We start from the raw sequence: 17,074 nt of genomic DNA, 5'->3' as shown, positions 1-17,074 counted from the left end.
GGTGCTCGCGCCGGTGCCGGGGCTAGGACTTGAGAGAGCGGAGTCCATCGAGAACCCTCTCCAGGATGTGTCGGTCGAATTGCTCGGCTTCGGGGATGGGGGCACGGGCGTGCAGCCGCCCGGCGTCGACGAGGTCGGCCACCAGCACCTTCACCACGCTCACGGGCAGGTGAAGGTGGGCGGCGACCTCGGCCAGAGACAGCGCCCCGGGCTGAAGCAGCTCCAGGATGCGGTGCTCCTCCGGGCGTACCTCACTGGTGATCGGCATCCCCACGCTGTGCAGCAGGGTGAGCCGGTCCAGGGTGTTGCGGCTGGGCTGGGCGCGTCCGCCGGTCGCCAGATAGGCCGGTACGAGGCGCCTGCCGCTGCTCTGGCGGGGGGTCATACCGGGTTACCGAGGTCCCGCGCCCGGCTGTTCATGACCTTGTTGCCCAGGGTCGTCACCTGGACCTGCATATGGTGCGCGACCACACCCATGTTCACCTCCGGGCCGGCGAAGACGGCCAGGCAGGTGTTCTCGCCGGCCGGTATCGCGAAGACGAAGCCTTCATCGGACTCGATCACGGTCTGCCGCAGCCGGGTGTCGTCCTTCTCGGCGAACGCCGCGGTGACGGCCCGGCCCGCGCCCTGGAGCGCGGACATCATCGCGGCGACACCCTCGGCGGAGTCCCGCTTCAGACCGGGTGAGGAGCCCTCGATGAATCCGTCGCCGGAGATGACGGCTGCGTGAAGAACATGCGGCAGCTCCAAAAGGGGTGCCAGCACCCAGGACTTGTCCTCGGCAACACGGCGGCGGGTGGGGCTGTTCATGACTAGGCGTTCCCTTCGGGACTGCGAGGGGGTTCTGACTGGGCGGCCGCCCGGCCGGACTCGGTACCGCGCTGGAGCGCGGCCCAGCGGGTTCCGGTCTCTTCCGGGGAGCGCTCGGGAGCCGGCTCGGTGCGCGCGGCATCCTCATCGGTTTCGGAGACGGGCTTACGGCGCCGCCGGCGCGGGAGTTCGCCTTCGGCCTGCTGGGCCGGGGCCTCGTAGGAGGGGGCGGGCTGCGCGGAGGGCGCGGGCGCGGGCTGTGCGGCGGGGGCCGCGGGCGCTGTCGCGGACCCGGTGGGCAGCACCGAGGAGGAACGATCCGGCACCGCGGAACGGTGCGGCATCGGCGCCATCACGGACATCGGCTGGGCGCTCTCGTCGAGGACGGTGAGCAGCGGGTCACCCGGGATGTACACGACCGCGCGCACCCCGCCGTACGGCGAGGGCTCGACATGGACCCCGAAGCCGTACTGGCGCACCAGCTGACCGGCCGCCGCGAACCCGGACCGCGGCGGGTCGCCGAGCTGGGTGAGCAGCAGGTCCTCGTCGGCCGCCAGCAGCTCCATCGCCGCCTTGATCTCGTCGTCGTGCATCCCGACGCCGTAGTCGTCGACGATGACCGAGGCGCCCCGATTGCCCTGCTGGAGGGTGATGGTGACGGGCAGTTCACGATGCGAGTGGTGCAGCGCGTTGGCCAGCAGCTCGGTGACCACGATCGCGATCGGCTCCACCGCCCGCGCGACCACGGCGACCGGGTCCCGCAGCTGATTGCTGATGTTCACCCGCTCGTAGCCGCGCAGCCGGGAGGTGGCGCCGACGACCAGCTCGGCGAGGTAGGAGTCCTCGCGGGTCAGCCCCGGCCAGGCGCCGCAGACCACACCGGTGGCCTGCACGCGCCGCAGCGCCTGCTCGTTGAGGAAGTCGGCGTTCAGCAGGTCCTGGGCGACGTTCGGGTCGTCGTAGCGGTGCTGCATCTCCTGGAGCGCCGTCTGGATGCGGTAGAGCAGCGCCTGAATGGTGGTGGTCGCCCCGCGGAGGGTGGACTGCGCGGCGGCGTCGACCCGCGCCCGCTCCTTGGTGATCGCGTCGCTGACCTGCTCCAGTACGCCGTTGAGCGCCTGTTCGGTCTCCGACCCGGCGAACCGCGCGTCCAGCAGCCCCGGTACGGGCACATGCGGATGGGCCAGCGCCAGCGTCAGTTCGGGGAGCCGGCTACCGGCCAGATGCCGGATCTCGGCCTCGGTGGCGCGCAGCCGGGCCGTCAGCTCCGTATTGCTGTGGAGCGTGGCGCTGTTCTGATCCTCAGCGGCGGACAGGCGCTTTCGCAGGTCCGCGCGCTGCCTGCCCGCACGGATCGAGAGCGCCGCCAGGACCACGGCGGCGGCCGTACCTGCGCTGAGGCACCACAACAGCGCCTCCGGTATGGATGTCATCGAGATCCTCATTTGGGTACTGACTGGATCGGCCGGCCTTCACGGCGACGTGTCTTGCCGAACTTCACGGGATGCTACCGGGCGGTTGACGAGCCGTGAGGGCCAGTTCCACGGGGCGACTGAGAAGTACGGGAAGGTCGTCTTCCGCCCACGATGACCCGGACCATAACGTGATGTGGCCCCGTCATCCAGCGAGATGGCGGGGCCTTTGTGCGCCTGTTGTGTACGCCTGGTGAAAGCCGGTCAGGCGCCGGTGAAATGCGAGTTTTTGACGGCGCCGATGAAGGCGGTCCATCCCGCGGCCGGGAAGACGAGGGCGGGGCCCTCGGGGTTCTTGCTGTCGCGGACGGGGACGATGCCGGGGGTGTCGTCGGCGACCTCGATGCAGTTGCCGCCGTTGCCGTCGCTGTAGCTGCTCTTGCGCCAATGGGCGGCGCCGGGGAAGTCGTGGGCGACCTCGACGCAGTTGCCGCCGTTCTGGTCGCTGTAGCTGCTCTTACGCCAGCGGGCGGTGCTCAGGTCGTACTCACGCATCGTCTGTAGTCCTCCACCGCCGACTCGATCAGGGCCCGGGACGCCTCCGGCGACAGCGCGGCGGCCCTGAGCAGATCGTAGTCCTGCTGTACGCGCTTCACCACGGCCGGATCGTCCAGCAAGTTCCCCGAATACAGGCCTTCTGTATAAGCGGTTGGCGGGGCATCCTCGAACTCCATGAGCCGAATTGATTTCCCCATCACCGGGTATGCCCCCGCCGCGAACGGTACGGCCTGTAGCAGGATTTTGCGCTCGCGGGAGAGTCGCGCAATGTGCTCCAACTGCTCAGCCATGATGCCCGGGCCGCCTACCGGTACCCGCAGTGCGGCCTCGTGCAGCACAGCCCAGTAGACGGGGCGTGAAGCGTCCTTGAGGATGACGGTTCGGTCCAGACGGCCGCGGACCTTCTCATCGATGTACTCGTCCGTCGCGAGCGGGTTGCCCGCGAGCAAGAGTGACTGCGCGTACGACCGTGTCTGGAGCAGCCCTGGCACGATCACGGGCTCGAACTCGCAGATTTTCGCTGCCAGCGGCTCCAGCTCCGCCGCTACGGCGAAGTAATCCGGATACCGCTTGTCGTCGATCAGCTTCCGCCAGGTCCGCTCGAAAAAGCCATCGGTTTGCAGGACCTCATCGATGCGCACTGCCACGTCCAACTGCGGCTTTCTGATCGCCTGCTCGAACTGGCCGATGTAGCCGCCGGACACGAAGACGCGGCGGCCCAGGGCCTCCTGGGTCAACCCCGCGTCCTCCCGGCGGCGCTTCAGCCCCGTGCCCCAGAATTCCCAGGCGGCTTGCCGTGAAGCGTTGGCCATGACGTACGTCCTTTCTCTGCGCACCCGTTGCAGTGGCGGTGCCCTTGCCCACCGTAGTTCCACACCGTCACGCTCTGAATGCGAACAGTGAAACCCCTCACGGAAAGTGCGGACGCCCATGCAGCAGTTCAAGGAAGTGGAAGCCGTGACGACGGAATTGCGCGAGGCCCTGGCACGGGCCGGCGTCGTGCTGCCCTCGCTGCGCCCCGATCCGGTGTCGATCGCGCACCGCTACATCCCGCCGCTGGTCGAGCTCGGGCGGTGCTCGATGGAGGTCGCCCGGCAGCTGACCGACGCCCTGACCGAGCACTCCAGGGGCGCCCGGGACTGAGAAGGGCTGAGGGAGGCTGAGGGAGGCTGAGGGGCCGTGGGCCCGAGGGGCACCCGGCCCGGTCCGCTTCGGCCGATGCGCGAGAATGGCGCCATGAGTCTGTTCCGCGACGACGGCATCGTGCTGCGCACCCAGAAGCTGGGTGAGGCGGACCGGATCATCACGCTGCTCACCCGGGGGCACGGCCGGGTGCGGGCGGTGGCCCGTGGGGTGCGGCGGACGAAGTCGAAGTTCGGGGCGCGGCTGGAGCCGTTCTCGCATGTCGATGTGCAGTTCTACGCCCGCGGCAGCGAGCTGATCGGGCGCGGGCTGCCGCTGTGTACGCAGAGCGAGACGATCGCGGCGTACGGCGGCGGGATCGTCACCGACTACGCCCGCTACACGGCCGGCACGGCCATGCTGGAGACCGCCGAGCGGTTCACCGATCATGAGGGCGAGCCCGCCGTACAGCAGTATCTGCTGCTGGTCGGCGGGCTGCGGACGCTGGCCCGCGGGGAGCACGAGCCGCATCTGGTGCTGGACGCGTTCCTGCTGCGCTCGCTCGCCGTCAACGGTTATGCGCCAAGTTTCGACAGCTGTGCGCGGTGCGGGCTGCCCGGCCCCAACCGGTTCTTCTCGGTCGCGTCGGGCGGGGTGACCTGTGGTGACTGCCGGGTGCCGGGGAGCGTCGTACCCTCCTCTGAGGCCATCGGGCTCCTGAGTGCGCTGCTGACCGGCGACTGGGAGACCGCGGACGCCTGTGAGGCCCGTCATGCCCGGGAGGGCAGCGGCCTTGTCACGGCGTATCTGCACTGGCATCTGGAGCGGGGCCTGCGCTCTCTCCGGTACGTAGAGAAATAGCGAACACGACCCTCAAGGCGAAGACGCCTCTCAAGACCTCTAGGAGAAGTGGGCCGCATGGCACGACGCGGGATTCTGGGCCGTAATCGACGTGAATACCTCACGCCCGAGCCGCACCCTTCCGGTGCCCGGCCGCCGAAGATCCCCAGTGAGCTCGTCCCGAACCATGTGGCGGTCGTCATGGACGGCAACGGCCGGTGGGCCAAGGAGCGCGGGCTGCCGCGCACCGAGGGCCACAAGGTCGGCGAGGGCGTCGTGCTGGACGTCCTCAAGGGCTGCATCGAAATGGGCGTGAAGAATCTTTCGCTGTACGCCTTCTCGACGGAGAACTGGAAGCGGTCGCCCGACGAGGTCCGCTTCCTGATGAACTTCAACCGCGATGTGATCCGGCGGCGCCGTGACGAGATGGATGCGCTGGGTATCCGTATCCGCTGGGTCGGGCGTATGCCGAAGCTGTGGAAGTCCGTCGTGCAGGAGCTCCAGATCGCCCAGGAGCAGACCAAGAACAATGACGCGATGACGCTGTATTTCTGCGTGAATTACGGCGGTCGGGCCGAGATCGCGGACGCGGCGGCGGCCATCGCGGCGGATGTGCGGGCCGGGAAGCTGGACCCGTCGAAGGTCAGTGAGAAGACCGTCGCGAAGTACATGTACTACCCGGACATGCCGGATGTGGATCTCTTCGTGCGGCCGTCGGGCGAGCAGCGGACCTCGAACTACCTGATCTGGCAGAGCGCGTACGCGGAGATGGTGTTCCAGGACATTCTGTGGCCGGACTTCGACCGCCGGAACCTGTGGGAGGCGTGCCTGGAGTACGCCAAGCGGGACCGCAGGTTCGGTGGCGCGCAGCTGTCGGACGGCGAGACCGCGACGTAGGGGCCGCGGGCAGACGCGCAAAGGGCCGCCTCCGATGATCGGAGGCGGCCCTTCGGCGTGGCGTCGCGGTGCTGCCGCTACTGCTTCTCGGTGGCCCGCCTGGCGCACTCGCCGCAGGTCCCGAAGATCTCGATGGTGTGCGCGACGTCCTGGAAGCCGTGCTCCCGGGCGATCTGGTCGGCCCACTTCTCCACCGCGGGGCCCTCGACCTCGACGGCCTTGCCGCAGGCCCGGCACACCAGGTGGTGGTGGTGATCGTCGGTGCTGCACCGGCGGTAGACCGCCTCCCCGTCGCTGGTGCGCAGCACATCGACCTCACCGGCGTCGGCGAGGGACTGAAGCGTCCGGTAGACGGTGGTCAGCCCGACGGAGTCGCCCTTGTGCTTGAGCATGTCGTGCAGCTCCTGCGCACTGCGGAACTCGTCGACCTCGTCGAGTGCGGCCGACACCGCGGTCCGCTGCCGCGTCGACCGGCCGCGTACCGGAGATCCCGCGCTCGTCGCCACCGTTGCCTCCCTAGGACGTTTACGACGTCAGGACTTCCCCCTGCACGTGCGTCCCGCCATTGTGCCAGGTGATGACCGGCCCGCCGGGGAGACGCTTACCGATACACGTATCTGTCGCCGGCGGTGGTCCGCCGGCTTCCTGCCGCCCGTGCTCACCCGGCCACACTGACATCGTCCGTCGCCGAGCGGTCGCCGGGTACCTCCAGAGTGCACCCCTTCGAGGCTTCTGCGGCAGCCCTTGCACGCTTTTTCGCGAGCGGGGCGGCGAGCCCGGTGAAGAGCACGAACAGACCGATGGCGAACAGCACGATCGTGGCGCCGGACGGGACGTCGACGTAGTACGAGGTGGTGGTGCCCGTAAGGGTGACCGCGACCCCGATGGCCACGGCCACCGAGAAGGTGACCGCGAAGCTGCGGCTGATCTGCTGGGCGGCCGCGACCGGGATCACCATCAGGGCGCTGACCAGCAGCAGACCGACGACGCGCATGGCGACGGTGACGGTGACCGCGGCGGTGACGGCGACCAGCAGATTCAGCAGCCGCACCGGCAAGCCGGTCACCCGGGCGAACTCCTCGTCCTGGCACACCGCGAACAGCTGGCGGCGCAGTCCGATCGTGATCGCCAGCACCAGGGCGGCGAGCACATAGATCGTCGTCATGTCCTGTGGCGAGACGGTGGTGATCGAGCCGAAGAGGTAGGTGCCGAGGTTGGCGTTGGAGCCCGCGTCGGAGAGGTTCATCAGCATCACGCCGCCCGCCATACCGCCGTAGAACAGCATGGCCAGCGCGAGGTCGCCGCGGGTCTTGCCGTACCAGCGGATCAGCTCCATGACGACCGAGCCGGCGATGGCGACCGCGGTGGCGACCCAGATGGGGCTGGTGTTCAGCAGGAAGCCGAGGCCGACGCCGGTCAGCGCGACATGGCCGATGCCGTCGCCCATCAGGGCCTGGCGGCGCTGGACGAGGTAGATGCCGATGGCGGGGGCGGTGACGCCGACGATCAGGGCGGCGATCAGGGCCCGCTGCATGAAGGCGTAGTCGAGGATCTCCATCAGCTCAGCAGCCCCGTCCGGATCGGTTCCGCGGCCTGGTCGGCGTGCGGGTGGACATGGTCGTGGCCGGGCAGCGCGTGCTGGCCCACGGCCTCGGGCGGCGGGCCGTCGTGGACGACACAGCCGTCCCGCAGCACCACCGCGCGGTCGATCAGCGGTTCCAGCGGGCCCAGCTCGTGCAGCACGAGCAGGACCGTGGCACCGCGGCCGACCTGTTCGCGCAGGGCGGCGGCGAGCACCTCCTGGCTGGCCAGGTCGACGCCGGCCATCGGCTCGTCCATGATCAGCAGTTCCGGTTCGCCGGCCAGCGCACGGGCGATCAGCACCCGCTGATGCTGTCCGCCGGAGAGCGCGTTGACGGAGTCCTTGGCGCGGTCCGCCATGCCGACCAGCTCCAGCGCCCGGTGCACGGCGGCCCGGTCGGCCTTGCGCAGGATGCCCAGCTTCGTACGGGCCAGCCGGCCTGCCGTGACGACCTCGCGGACGGTGGCGGGGACGCCGCCGGCCGCGGTGGTGCGCTGCGGGACATAGCCGATCCGGGCCCAGTTCCGGAACCGCCGGAAGTCCGTGCCGAAGAGGGCCAGCTCACCGCCGGTGAGCGGGACCTGGCCGATCACGGAGCGTACGGCGGTGGACTTGCCGGAGCCGTTGGCGCCGAGCAGCGCGACGACCTCGCCGGAGTGCACGGTGAGGTCGACACCGCGCAATACGGGGCGGGCGCCCAGCGAGGCGGTGGCCCCGCGCAGGTCGATCACCGGCTGGGGGTGCGGCTGGTTCATGGGGGCCTCCGTCACGTGCGGTGCGGTGTCCGTCACTTGCTGCCGAGCGCCTTCTGCAGCGCGGCGAGGTTGGCGCGCTGCACACCGAAGTAGTCCGTGCCGCGGGACTTGGCGTTGATCCCCTCCAGCGGGTCCAGGACATCGGTCTTCAGGCGGAGGTCGCCGGCCAGGGCCTTGGCGGTGGCGGGGTTGGCGATGGTCTCGAAGAAGACCGTGGAGACGTGGTGCTCCTTGGCGAGGGTGTGCAGGTCCTTGATGCGCTTGGCGCTGGGCTCGGACTCGGGGTCGAGTCCGCTGATGGCCTCCTCGGTGAGGCCGTAGCGCTCGGCGAGGTAGCCGAAGGCGGCGTGGGTGGTGAGGAAGGTGTCGGACGACCGCTTCTTCAGGCCGTTCTTGAACTCGGTGTTCAGCCCGTCGAGCTTCTTCACCAGGGCGTCGGTGTTCTTCTGGTAGTCGGCCTTGTGGCCGGGGTCGGCCTTGGCGAGGGTCTTGTTGACGCCCTTGGCGACCTCGGCGTACTTCACCGGGTCGAGCCAGAGGTGCGGGTCCTTGCCGCCCTCGGATTCCGAGTGCGAGTGGTTGTCGCCGGTGGTGTGGTGGTGGCCGTCGACCTCGGTGCCGTGCGCTTCGAGGGAGGTGAGGGCCGCGGCGTCGGCGACGTGCTTGGCGCCGGACTGCTCGACGGCGGCGTCCACGGCGGGCTGGAGGCCCTTGAGGTAGACGATCGCGCCGGACTCGCCGAGCTGGGCGGTCTGCTTCGGGGAGAGCTCCAGGTCGTGCGGCTCGACCCCCGGCTTGGTGAGGTCGGTCACCTCGACGTGCTGCCCGCCGATCTGCCGGGCGAGGAATTCCATGGGGTAGAAGGACGCTGTCACCCTCAGCTTGCCGTCCTCGGTCCGGGCGCCGCCCGAGGGGGAGCAGGCGGAGAGGGCCAGCAGGCCGAGCACCGAGACCCCGGCGAGGGTCGCGGTGGATATGGGACGGCGTATGTTCATGACACTCATTTTCAACAATGTTGGAAACGATTGTCAACAACAGCTGGAGCGGTGTGAGCGGGGCGACAGTGGGCCGGAACCGATTTGATCCAGGGGGTACGGCCGCCGGTACCCTGAACTATTCGCCCGGCCGTCTTTGACCACACCCCTCATCGGGACGCCAGGGCGCCGCCCATCCATCGTTCGTCGTCGTAATGAAGAGAGCACCGTGGCCGCCGACAAGATCGATACCATCGTCAGCCTGAGCAAGCGCCGTGGCTTCGTCTATCCGTGCAGTGAGATCTACGGCGGCTCCCGCGCTGCCTGGGACTACGGTCCCCTGGGCGTCGAGCTCAAGGAGAACATCAAGCGTCAGTGGTGGCGCGCCATGGTCACCTCGCGCGAAGACGTCGTCGGCATCGACTCGTCGGTGATCCTGGCCCCCGAGGTCTGGCAGGCGTCCGGCCACGTCGCCACCTTCACCGACCCGCTCACCGAGTGCACCTCCTGCCACAAGCGCTTCCGCGCGGACCACCTGGAGGAGGCGTACGAGGCCAAGCACGGGCGGCTCCCCGAGAACGGCCTCGCCGACGTCAACTGCCCCCACTGCGGCAACAAGGGCGGCTTCACCGAGCCCAAGCAGTTCTCCGGCCTGCTCTCCACCCACCTCGGCCCGTCCCAGGACACCGCCTCGGTCGCCTACCTGCGCCCCGAGACCGCCCAGGGCATCTTCACCAACTTCGCCCAGGTGCAGCAGACTTCCCGCAAGAAGCCGCCGTTCGGCATCGCGCAGATGGGCAAGTCCTTCCGCAACGAGATCACGCCCGGCAACTTCATCTTCCGGACCCGCGAGTTCGAGCAGATGGAGATGGAGTTCTTCGTCAAGCCGGGCGAGGACGAGGAGTGGCAGGAGTACTGGATGGCCGAGCGGTGGAACTGGTACCGCGACCTCGGCATCCGCGAGGAGAACATCCGCTGGTACGAGCACCCGGCCGAGAAGCTCTCGCACTACTCCAAGCGCACCGCTGACATCGAGTACCGCTTCAACTTCGGCGGCACCGAGTTCTCCGAGCTGGAGGGCGTGGCCAACCGCACCGACTACGACCTGTCGGCGCACGCCAAGGCCTCCGGCCAGGACCTCTCCTACTTCGACCAGGAGGCCGGCGAGCGCTGGACCCCCTACGTCATCGAGCCGGCGGCCGGTGTGAACCGCGCGATGCTCGCCTTCATGCTCGACGCGTACATCGAGGACGAGGCGCCCAACGCCAAGGGCAAGATGGAGAAGCGCACCGTCATGCGCCTCGACCCGCGCCTGGCGCCGGTCAAGGTCGCGGTGCTGCCGCTGTCCCGCAACCCGCAGCTGTCGCCGAAGGCGAAGGGGCTGGCCACGGACCTGCGCAAGAACTGGAACATCGAGTTCGACGACGCCGGCGCGATCGGCCGCCGCTACCGCCGCCAGGACGAGATCGGCACGCCGTTCTGCGTCACCGTCGACTTCGACACCCTCGACGACAACGCGGTGACCGTGCGCGAGCGCGACACCATGAAGCAGGAGCGGGTCAGCCTGGACCAGATCCAGGCGTACCTGGGGGCGCGACTGCTCGGCTGCTAGTCCCTCACGGGGCGGGGCGCTGTCCCTCGGGGCTGCGCCCCTGCGGGCGACCTCAAACGCCGGTCGGGCTCGGGTATTCCGGGGTCGGCCGGCGTTTTTGTGTGTGCGGGGTGGGGGGGCCGGTGGGTGACCTCAAGTGCCGGTCGGGCTGGGTTTTCTGGGGTGGGCCGGTGTTTTTGCGTGCACGTACCGTGGGGTGGCCGCGTGGGCCGGGCGGCCCGAGCGGGCCGCGTGGGCTGAACGTCGTCGTGGCGGGACGGGGTCGTGGGAATACCCCGTTATACCCGCCGCGTTGTGGCCCGCAGGGGGTGCCAGCGGCCCCTACGGGTTTTGTTCGGTCGGCCCCTAGGCGTATGGCGCGCCGGCGTTGTCAACGCGTGTGAGGGGCGGCGGCCGGGATTGCCGGGCGGGTGGCCAGTGTTGCGCAGAGGGTGGCCAGGGGGAGTTCCGCTCCTATCGCCATGGCGAGGGCGGTGGTCAGTTCCGTGCCGGGGGTGGCGGTGGCCAGGTCGAGGCAGGCGTCGGTGAGGAGCAGGAGGGCCGCGGCGGCTGCGGGGGTGCGGTGGCGGGGGTCGCCGCGTAGGAGGCGGGTGCCGGTGAGGAGGAGGGCGGCAGCTTCCAGGGTGTCGAGGGTGACCCAGGCTGCGGCCTCGGCGGGCGGGAGGGTGCCGGCGAGGTAGCCGAGCCAGGGGAGGAGGACGAGGCCGGCGCCGGTCAGGATCCTGCCCAGGCGGAGACGTCCGGCATCGGTCAGGATCCGCGACTGCCGGCGACGTCCGGTGTCGGTCAGGATTCTGGACCGTCGGCGACGTTCGGTGGCGATGCGCGCCGGTCGGGTGGAAATGCTGCGGCGGGGGCAACTGGCTTGGGTGGCGGGGGAGTTGTAGGCGAGCAGGGTCATGGAAGGGTCGCTTTCGGAGTCGTGAACCCGGCCGTCGGGCTCGTGATCAACACTCCGGTTTCGGGCGCCTTCCGTCAGTAACTCCGCTGTCCGACTTGGGGTGGCACCAGCTACACCCCCGGTACGGACACTGCTGTCATGGCTGCCGCATTACCGGCCCCATACGGTGTGATCATGACCATCCCGCCCCGGCAGCGCCGGGCCCTCGTCCGTATGCGGCGCGACCTCACCTTCGCCGCCGCCGGGGTGCCGCTGCATGTCGTCCCGATGCTGCTGTCCTGGTGGGCGCTGTCCCTGCTGGCCGACACGGTGACCGGGAGTTCCCCCAACGCCCCTGTAGTGCTGACGGCCCCGCTGACCCTGCTGGTCATTGCCGGGTACGGCTTCACCGAGGCGCAGCGGTGGCGGTTCCGGGCGCTGTGCGGGGTCGAGCTGCCGCGGCTGCGGTTCACAGCGGGCAAACGGCAGTTGGGCTACAACTGGCTGGTGGGCCCGCTGCTCGGCGTGCTGGAAGTCCTGCTGCTGGGGCTGGTGTTGACGGCGCTGGCCGCGGTACTGGTTCTGGTGTGGGTGTGGCTCACGCCGGCGCAATGGCGCATCGAGCACCCCGGCTACAGCACTACGGCCACCTATCTCACCGTGCTGGGGCTGGTGGCGCTCGCCGCGGTGCCCCCACTGGCGGCGGGGCTGGTGCGGCTGGAGATCCTGGTCGGGCGGGCGGTGCTGGGGGTGAGCCGGTCCGACGAGCTGGCGCGGCGGGTCGAGGACCTGACCGAGAGCCGGGCCGGTGCGGTGGACGCCGCCGACGCCGAACGGCGGCGCATCGAGCGGGATCTGCATGACGGCGCACAACAGCGGCTGGTCTCCCTCGCGCTGAACCTCGGGCTCGCCAAGGCCACCCTCACGGATCTGCCGGCGGAGGCGCAGGAGGTCATCGATGCCGCGCACCGCGAGGCGAAGGACGCGATCGAGGAGCTCAACAATCTGGTGCGCGGCCTCCACCCGGCCGTTCTGGACGAACTGGGGCTGGACGCCGCGCTGTCGGGGCTCGCGGCCCGCGCGCCGCTCCCCGTACGGCTGCGGGTGGATCTGCCGGCAGAGCTGCCGCAGCGGACCGCACCGGCCGTCGAAGCCGTCGCCTACTTCGTCGTCTCCGAGGCGCTGACGAATGTCGCCAAGCACGCACGGGAGGCGACCCGGGCGGACGTGACGGTCACCCGGCTCGGCGAGATACTGCGGGTGGTGATCGCCGACGACGGTATGGGCGGCGCCGATCCGTCCAAGGGGAGCGGTCTGAAGGGGCTCGCCCAGCGCGTGCGCTCCGTGGACGGAACCTTCCGGATGAGCAGCCCCGTGGGGGGCCCGACCATGATGAGCGTGGAGCTGCCGTGCCCGATGTGAGGCGTGCCGTGATCGCCGAGGACTCCGTTCTGCTGCGGATCGGGCTGGTCAAGGTGGTGGAGATGGCCGGGTTCGAGGTGGCGGCCGAGGCGGGGGACGGGCCGGGGCTGCTGGCGGCGGTCGAGGAGCACCGGCCGGATCTGGCGGTGGTGGATGTGCGGATGCCGCCCGGTTTCACGGATGAGGGGGTGCGCGCTGCGTTGGCGATCCGTCAGGAGCGGCCGCAGACTGCGGTGTTGATGCTCTCCCAGTACGTCGAGGAGCGGTACGCGGCCGAACTGCTGGCGACGAACACCAGTGGGGTGGGCTATCTGCTCAAACAGCGGGTCGCGGATGTCGAGGAGTTCATCGAGGCGTTGCGGAGGGTGGCGGGCGGCGGCACCGCGCTGGACCCGCAGGTCGTCGCGCAGCTGCTGGTGCGCCGGGCGAGCGATCCGCTGGAGCGGCTGACGGCCCGCGAGCGGGATGTGCTCGCGCTGATGGCCGAGGGCCGTTCCAACGCGGGCATCGCCGCACAACTGGTGGTGAGCGAGAGCGCGGTCGCCAAGCACATCAACAACATTCTGGCCAAGCTGGATCTGCCCAAGGCCGATGCCGATCACCGCCGGGTGCTGGCGGTGCTGCGTTTTCTGGGGATGGGGGCCTAGCTAGCGGCTTTTCCGCCAGGGATTACGGGACAGCCCTTAGGGGGTGTGAGACGCCGCGAGCTGCGCTCCTCCGGGAGCGGTGCTGCTCCGTTCGACAGTCGTGGCCCGCCGCCGGAGAATCGGAAGTAGGTGAGGAGGGGCGATGACTATCCGCATAGCCACTTTCAACTGCGAAAATCTCTTCCGGAGGCCCGTCGTTTTCGGGGCCGGGAACGACCCCATACGCGACGCCGTGCTCGGGGACTTCAGGAAACTTGTCGAAATCCTCGATCACAACACGTATACGGCCAACGACAAAACAAAGATCATCGAGCTTCTCAAGAAGCACAGCGTCGATGTCTCCCAGGAAATCTCCACCCAGACGATGATGGTGAACGAGCCGCGCGGTCAGGCCAAGCTGCTCAAGGGTGAGGGCAGGAACATCGAGGTCAGGGCCGAGGTCACGGGACGGAACGCCTGGGTCGGCTGGGTCGAGCTGGTCAAGACCGACCTCAGCTGGGCCGCCGTCAAGAACACCGCCAGGGTGATCGCCGAGGTGAACGCCGACATACTGCTGACGGTCGAAGTCGAGGACCGTCTCACCCTGCACCGCTTCAACAAACAGGTGCTGACCGGCCAGTTCGACGTGGAGCCGTATCCGTTCAACATGCTGATCGACGGCAACGACCTTCGCGGTATCGACGTGGGGGTCTTCAGCCGGCACCCGATCACCTCCATACGCTCGCACATCTTCGACAAGAAGGATTCCCGGGACATCTTCAGCCGGGACTGCCCGGAATTCGAGATCGATGTCGATGGCGAACCGCTCTGGCTCCTCGGGAACCACTTCAAGAGCAAGCTCGGCGGAGGCGCGGACAAGCGCAAGCTCCAGGGCGAGCGCGTCGCCCAGCTCTACCGGGCCGCGCTCAAGCGCTCGGCCCATGTCGTGGTCGCCGGGGACCTCAATGACACCCCGGGCAGCCCGCCGCTCGCGTTCCTCGAGGCCACCAGCCTGAAGGACGCGATGACCCACAGCAGTTACGAGGGGCCGCCCGGTACCCACGGGAAGTGCAACGCCAGCGACAAGATCGACTACCTGATGTTCTCGCCGCAGCTGTTCGCCAAGGTGGACACGGTCGAGGTGGAGCGGCGTGGGATCTTCGAGTTCGGCACCCCGTTCGACGACGTGACCGGACCCGGCGATCAGGCTTCCGACCACGGTGCCATCGTCGCCGAACTCGACCTGTAGGGGTAGCCCGGCGGCACGGCAGCCCGGCCGCACGGGCAGCGCGGCGGGCCCCGGCCGAGGGCAGGCCCCGGGCGAGTTCGCCGTGCAGCGCCCGCCCGGCGGTGAGTTTCGCCCGCCCGGCGGGCGAGTTGCCGCTGCGCCGCCTCAGAGCGCGTTCGGGGCTTCGGGGCGGAGCACGGCCGGTCAGGTGGTGGGCGTGCGCGGTGGGTTTGGAGTCGTTCGCGACACAACAGGGCCTGGGCGGGCGCGTGTTACATAGACTTGATGATCACCCTGCCGGCTCACAGCTCAAAAGGAGATGACATGAGACAGCACCCTCCGTTCGCTTCTCTGTCCGCCGCGATTGCGGCGCTAGGGACGGTGCTGGGCGTCCTCGCGGTCCAGTTGCGCGCAGATGGTTATGAGCAGTACGTCGAGTCCGTGGCCACCGCCAGCGTCGTGATGTGGACCACCGCGTGCCTGACGGTCGTGACGTGGGTCCGCTACCGCCAGCAGAGCTCGGACTGAGTTCCACCGCTGCCGACGGGCGCCGGGGCAGCTGCCCCGGCGCCCGTCGCGTGCGATGATCGCCGTCACCGGGGAACGGGGAACGGGGAACGTCCGGAGGAGGAACCGCCATGGCATCGCCGACACCGGGACGGCCCGTTCGTGGCTCGACCACGGGGCGGCCGCTCATGGCCGCGCTCGACCTCTTCGGCCGGCGGTGGACGCTGCGCGTCGTCTGGGAGCTGAAGGAAGGCTCCCTGGGTTTCCGCTCCCTTCAGCAGCGGTGCGACAACATGTCCTCCAGCGTGCTGCGCCAACGCCTGCTCGAACTGGTGGATGCGTGCCTGGTGGAGCAGACACCGGAGGGCCAGTACGCCCTCACCGCCCTCGGCAAGGACGCCCACCGGGCCCTTCGCCCCCTCGTCCGCTGGTCGGACGGGTGGGCCGCGGAGCTGGCCGAGCGCTCCCGCGCGGGCGGCGGGGAACAGCCCTGACCGCAGCTCCTCCCGGTGGGACGGTTTCCGGGGGATGCCCTCGGTAGGGTCAGCTCACGGATCGCACCGCGTATCGCACCCCCGCGTATCGCATACGGAGGAGCCATGAGGGCCTTGCAGACCGCCACGCTGCTGGTCGCGACGCTCGGCGCGGGCCTGATGGCCGGACTGTTCGCCGCTTTCGCCTACGCGGTGATGCCCGGTCTCGCCCGCTCCGCCGACCGCACCTTCGTCCAGGCCATGCAGCACATCAACCGGGCCATCCTCAACGGCTGGTTCCTGATCCCCTTTCTGCTGCCGGTCCCCCTGTTGGTCCTCGCCACGGTTCTGGCCTGGAACGGCCACGGGCAGGTGGCCCTGCCCTGGATTCTCGCCGCGCTGGTCCTCTACCTGGCAGGCTTCTTCGTCACCAGCGGCGTCAACGTCCCGCTCAACAACGCCCTCGACAAGGCCGATACGGGAGACGACCACCGCACCGCAGCCGCCCGGGCCGCCTTCGAGCGCCGCTGGGTCACCTGGAACACCATCCGCGCCCTCCTTCACACCGCGTCCTTCGGCCTCCTTGCCTGGGCCCTCTTTCTGCACGGCACGGCGGGGGCGGTGTAGCGGGCGGGCGGTGGCGAGGCGGACGGCATCTGAAGCGTGCCGCCCCGCATGCGCAGGCGTGCCTGCTCAGGTATCCGTGCGCAGGCCGCGCAGGACCAGGTCGCGGACGGCCTCGAAGTCGGTGGTGATCTCGGGGCGGGACCACTCGGGGGCGTAACACGGGTCGTGGAAACGGCCGGTGGCGTCGAAGACGGCGCGGGCGGTGGTGGCGGGGGAGGGGGTGTGGAAGTCGCCCTGGCTGACGCCGGCTTCGATGATGGAGGTGAGCTGGGTTTCGAGGTCGGTGATATGGCGCTCGACCACGCCGCCGCTCTCTCCGATCAACGTCATGTAGGTGGCGAACAGTTCGGGATCGTCGCCGGCTTTGTGCCGCTTGGCCTCGAAGAGGGCGGTCAGCCAGCGGTCCAGCCGCTCCGGAGCCGGCCCTTCGGCCGTGACGATGACCGACAGCTCCTGGCTCGTACGGTCCAGCCAGCGTGCCGTGACCGCCTCCCGCAGCGCCGCCTTCGTACGGAAGTGGCGGTAGACGCTGCCGTGGCTGACGCCCAGGGCCCGTGCCACATCGACGACCGTGGCCTTGGCCGGGCCGTAGCGGCGCAGCACCTCCTCGGTGGCTTCGAGGATGCGCTCTGGGGTCAACGTTTCGGGCGGCATGCGGCGGGTCGGCCTTTCGGGAGGGCGGACGGTCACGCGGCGGCGACGGGGCGGGACCGGGCGGCGACGGCGCGGCGTCGGGGAGGGATGGAGCA

Annotated in this window: 21 protein-coding genes; 10 read left to right on the top strand and 11 right to left on the bottom strand. The window is 69.4% G+C overall.

Features of this window, described 5'->3' with window-relative positions:
- Window positions 1-22: 22 nt before the first annotated feature.
- The 5 genes from AC3EUV_RS09830 to AC3EUV_RS09810 form a co-directional block, all read right to left on the bottom strand.
- Window positions 23-385, bottom strand: coding sequence for a DUF742 domain-containing protein (locus tag AC3EUV_RS09830; RefSeq protein WP_085927072.1), 363 nt, complete (start codon window positions 383-385; stop codon window positions 23-25).
- Window positions 382-810: a roadblock/LC7 domain-containing protein gene (locus AC3EUV_RS09825; RefSeq protein WP_432141627.1), complete on the bottom strand. Its 429-nt coding sequence runs from the start codon at window positions 808-810 to the stop codon at window positions 382-384. Before AC3EUV_RS09825 ends, AC3EUV_RS09830 begins: the two co-directional genes overlap by 4 nt.
- A gap of 2 nt (window positions 811-812) precedes the next feature.
- The gene (locus AC3EUV_RS09820) at window positions 813-2,243 is read right to left on the bottom strand and encodes an ATP-binding protein (RefSeq protein ID WP_435602661.1); all 1,431 of its coding nucleotides are present in this window, start codon (window positions 2,241-2,243) and stop codon (window positions 813-815) included.
- A gap of 243 nt (window positions 2,244-2,486) precedes the next feature.
- Window positions 2,487-2,777: a DUF397 domain-containing protein gene (locus tag AC3EUV_RS09815; protein WP_432141629.1), complete on the bottom strand. Its 291-nt coding sequence runs from the start codon at window positions 2,775-2,777 to the stop codon at window positions 2,487-2,489.
- Window positions 2,759-3,592, bottom strand: coding sequence for a helix-turn-helix domain-containing protein (locus AC3EUV_RS09810; RefSeq protein ID WP_435602660.1), 834 nt, complete (start codon window positions 3,590-3,592; stop codon window positions 2,759-2,761). The genes AC3EUV_RS09815 and AC3EUV_RS09810 overlap by 19 nt, the downstream gene beginning before the upstream one ends.
- A 118-nt stretch (window positions 3,593-3,710) precedes the next feature.
- Between AC3EUV_RS09810 and AC3EUV_RS09805 the strand changes: the two genes are divergently transcribed.
- The 3 genes from AC3EUV_RS09805 to AC3EUV_RS09795 all read left to right on the top strand — a co-directional run bounded on the left by AC3EUV_RS09805 (window position 3,711) and on the right by AC3EUV_RS09795 (window position 5,639).
- Window positions 3,711-3,923 (top strand): hypothetical protein, encoded by a 213-nt coding sequence (locus AC3EUV_RS09805; RefSeq protein ID WP_386683840.1) that lies wholly within the window; start codon window positions 3,711-3,713, stop codon window positions 3,921-3,923.
- A 93-nt stretch (window positions 3,924-4,016) separates the two neighbouring features.
- The gene (gene recO / locus AC3EUV_RS09800; protein WP_042154633.1) at window positions 4,017-4,763 is read left to right on the top strand and encodes a DNA repair protein RecO; all 747 of its coding nucleotides are present in this window, start codon (window positions 4,017-4,019) and stop codon (window positions 4,761-4,763) included.
- Between the two features lie 57 nt (window positions 4,764-4,820).
- Window positions 4,821-5,639 carry an isoprenyl transferase gene (locus AC3EUV_RS09795; RefSeq protein WP_432141631.1) on the top strand — a complete coding sequence of 273 codons (819 nt, stop codon included), beginning with the start codon at window positions 4,821-4,823 and terminating at the stop codon, window positions 5,637-5,639.
- Between the two features lie 77 nt (window positions 5,640-5,716).
- Here the strand turns inward: AC3EUV_RS09795 and AC3EUV_RS09790 are convergent, their stop codons facing one another.
- The 4 genes from AC3EUV_RS09790 to AC3EUV_RS09775 form a co-directional block, all read right to left on the bottom strand.
- Complete coding sequence (locus AC3EUV_RS09790) at window positions 5,717-6,145, bottom strand: Fur family transcriptional regulator (protein WP_432141632.1); 429 nt, start codon at window positions 6,143-6,145, stop codon at window positions 5,717-5,719.
- 152 nt (window positions 6,146-6,297) lie between these two features.
- Window positions 6,298-7,197, bottom strand: coding sequence for a metal ABC transporter permease (locus AC3EUV_RS09785; protein WP_435602659.1), 900 nt, complete (start codon window positions 7,195-7,197; stop codon window positions 6,298-6,300).
- Window positions 7,197-7,976: a metal ABC transporter ATP-binding protein gene (locus AC3EUV_RS09780; protein ID WP_432141634.1), complete on the bottom strand. Its 780-nt coding sequence runs from the start codon at window positions 7,974-7,976 to the stop codon at window positions 7,197-7,199. The genes AC3EUV_RS09785 and AC3EUV_RS09780 overlap by 1 nt, the downstream gene beginning before the upstream one ends.
- 32 nt (window positions 7,977-8,008) lie before the next feature.
- A complete protein-coding gene (locus tag AC3EUV_RS09775) occupies window positions 8,009-8,971 on the bottom strand; it encodes a metal ABC transporter substrate-binding protein (protein WP_435602658.1) in 963 nt (320 codons plus the stop codon).
- Window positions 8,972-9,179: 208 nt separating this feature from the next.
- Here AC3EUV_RS09775 and AC3EUV_RS09770 point away from each other — a divergent pair, with 208 nt between their 5' ends.
- Window positions 9,180-10,562, top strand: a complete 1,383-nt coding sequence (locus tag AC3EUV_RS09770) for a glycine--tRNA ligase (RefSeq protein ID WP_432141636.1) — start codon at window positions 9,180-9,182, stop codon at window positions 10,560-10,562.
- 370 nt (window positions 10,563-10,932) lie between these two features.
- On the opposite strand, the gene AC3EUV_RS09765 is transcribed toward AC3EUV_RS09770, so the two are convergent.
- Window positions 10,933-11,463 (bottom strand): hypothetical protein, encoded by a 531-nt coding sequence (locus AC3EUV_RS09765; RefSeq protein WP_435602657.1) that lies wholly within the window; start codon window positions 11,461-11,463, stop codon window positions 10,933-10,935.
- A 174-nt stretch (window positions 11,464-11,637) separates the two neighbouring features.
- On the opposite strand from AC3EUV_RS09765, the gene AC3EUV_RS09760 reads away from it, so the two are divergent.
- The 6 genes from AC3EUV_RS09760 to AC3EUV_RS09735 all read left to right on the top strand — a co-directional run bounded on the left by AC3EUV_RS09760 (window position 11,638) and on the right by AC3EUV_RS09735 (window position 16,325).
- The gene (locus tag AC3EUV_RS09760; protein WP_435602656.1) at window positions 11,638-12,864 is read left to right on the top strand and encodes a sensor histidine kinase; all 1,227 of its coding nucleotides are present in this window, start codon (window positions 11,638-11,640) and stop codon (window positions 12,862-12,864) included.
- Between the two features lie 8 nt (window positions 12,865-12,872).
- Window positions 12,873-13,511 carry a response regulator gene (locus tag AC3EUV_RS09755; RefSeq protein ID WP_432141780.1) on the top strand — a complete coding sequence of 213 codons (639 nt, stop codon included), beginning with the start codon at window positions 12,873-12,875 and terminating at the stop codon, window positions 13,509-13,511.
- Window positions 13,512-13,653: 142 nt separating this feature from the next.
- Window positions 13,654-14,739 carry an endonuclease/exonuclease/phosphatase family protein gene (locus tag AC3EUV_RS09750; protein ID WP_432141639.1) on the top strand — a complete coding sequence of 362 codons (1,086 nt, stop codon included), beginning with the start codon at window positions 13,654-13,656 and terminating at the stop codon, window positions 14,737-14,739.
- Window positions 14,740-15,042: 303 nt separating this feature from the next.
- Window positions 15,043-15,246 (top strand): SCO3870 family protein, encoded by a 204-nt coding sequence (locus tag AC3EUV_RS09745; protein ID WP_432141640.1) that lies wholly within the window; start codon window positions 15,043-15,045, stop codon window positions 15,244-15,246.
- A 110-nt stretch (window positions 15,247-15,356) separates the two neighbouring features.
- A complete protein-coding gene (locus AC3EUV_RS09740; RefSeq protein ID WP_432141641.1) occupies window positions 15,357-15,719 on the top strand; it encodes a winged helix-turn-helix transcriptional regulator in 363 nt (120 codons plus the stop codon).
- Between the two features lie 105 nt (window positions 15,720-15,824).
- A complete protein-coding gene (locus AC3EUV_RS09735; protein ID WP_432141642.1) occupies window positions 15,825-16,325 on the top strand; it encodes an anthrone oxygenase family protein in 501 nt (166 codons plus the stop codon).
- Between the two features lie 66 nt (window positions 16,326-16,391).
- Here AC3EUV_RS09735 and AC3EUV_RS09730 read toward each other — a convergent pair whose 3' ends face one another.
- A complete protein-coding gene (locus tag AC3EUV_RS09730) occupies window positions 16,392-16,979 on the bottom strand; it encodes a TetR/AcrR family transcriptional regulator (protein WP_432141643.1) in 588 nt (195 codons plus the stop codon).
- Between the last annotated feature and the right edge of the window lie 95 nt (window positions 16,980-17,074).

The organism is Streptomyces sp. bgisy130, assembly GCF_057708345.1.
This window is presented reverse-complemented; position numbering and strand designations above follow the sequence as displayed.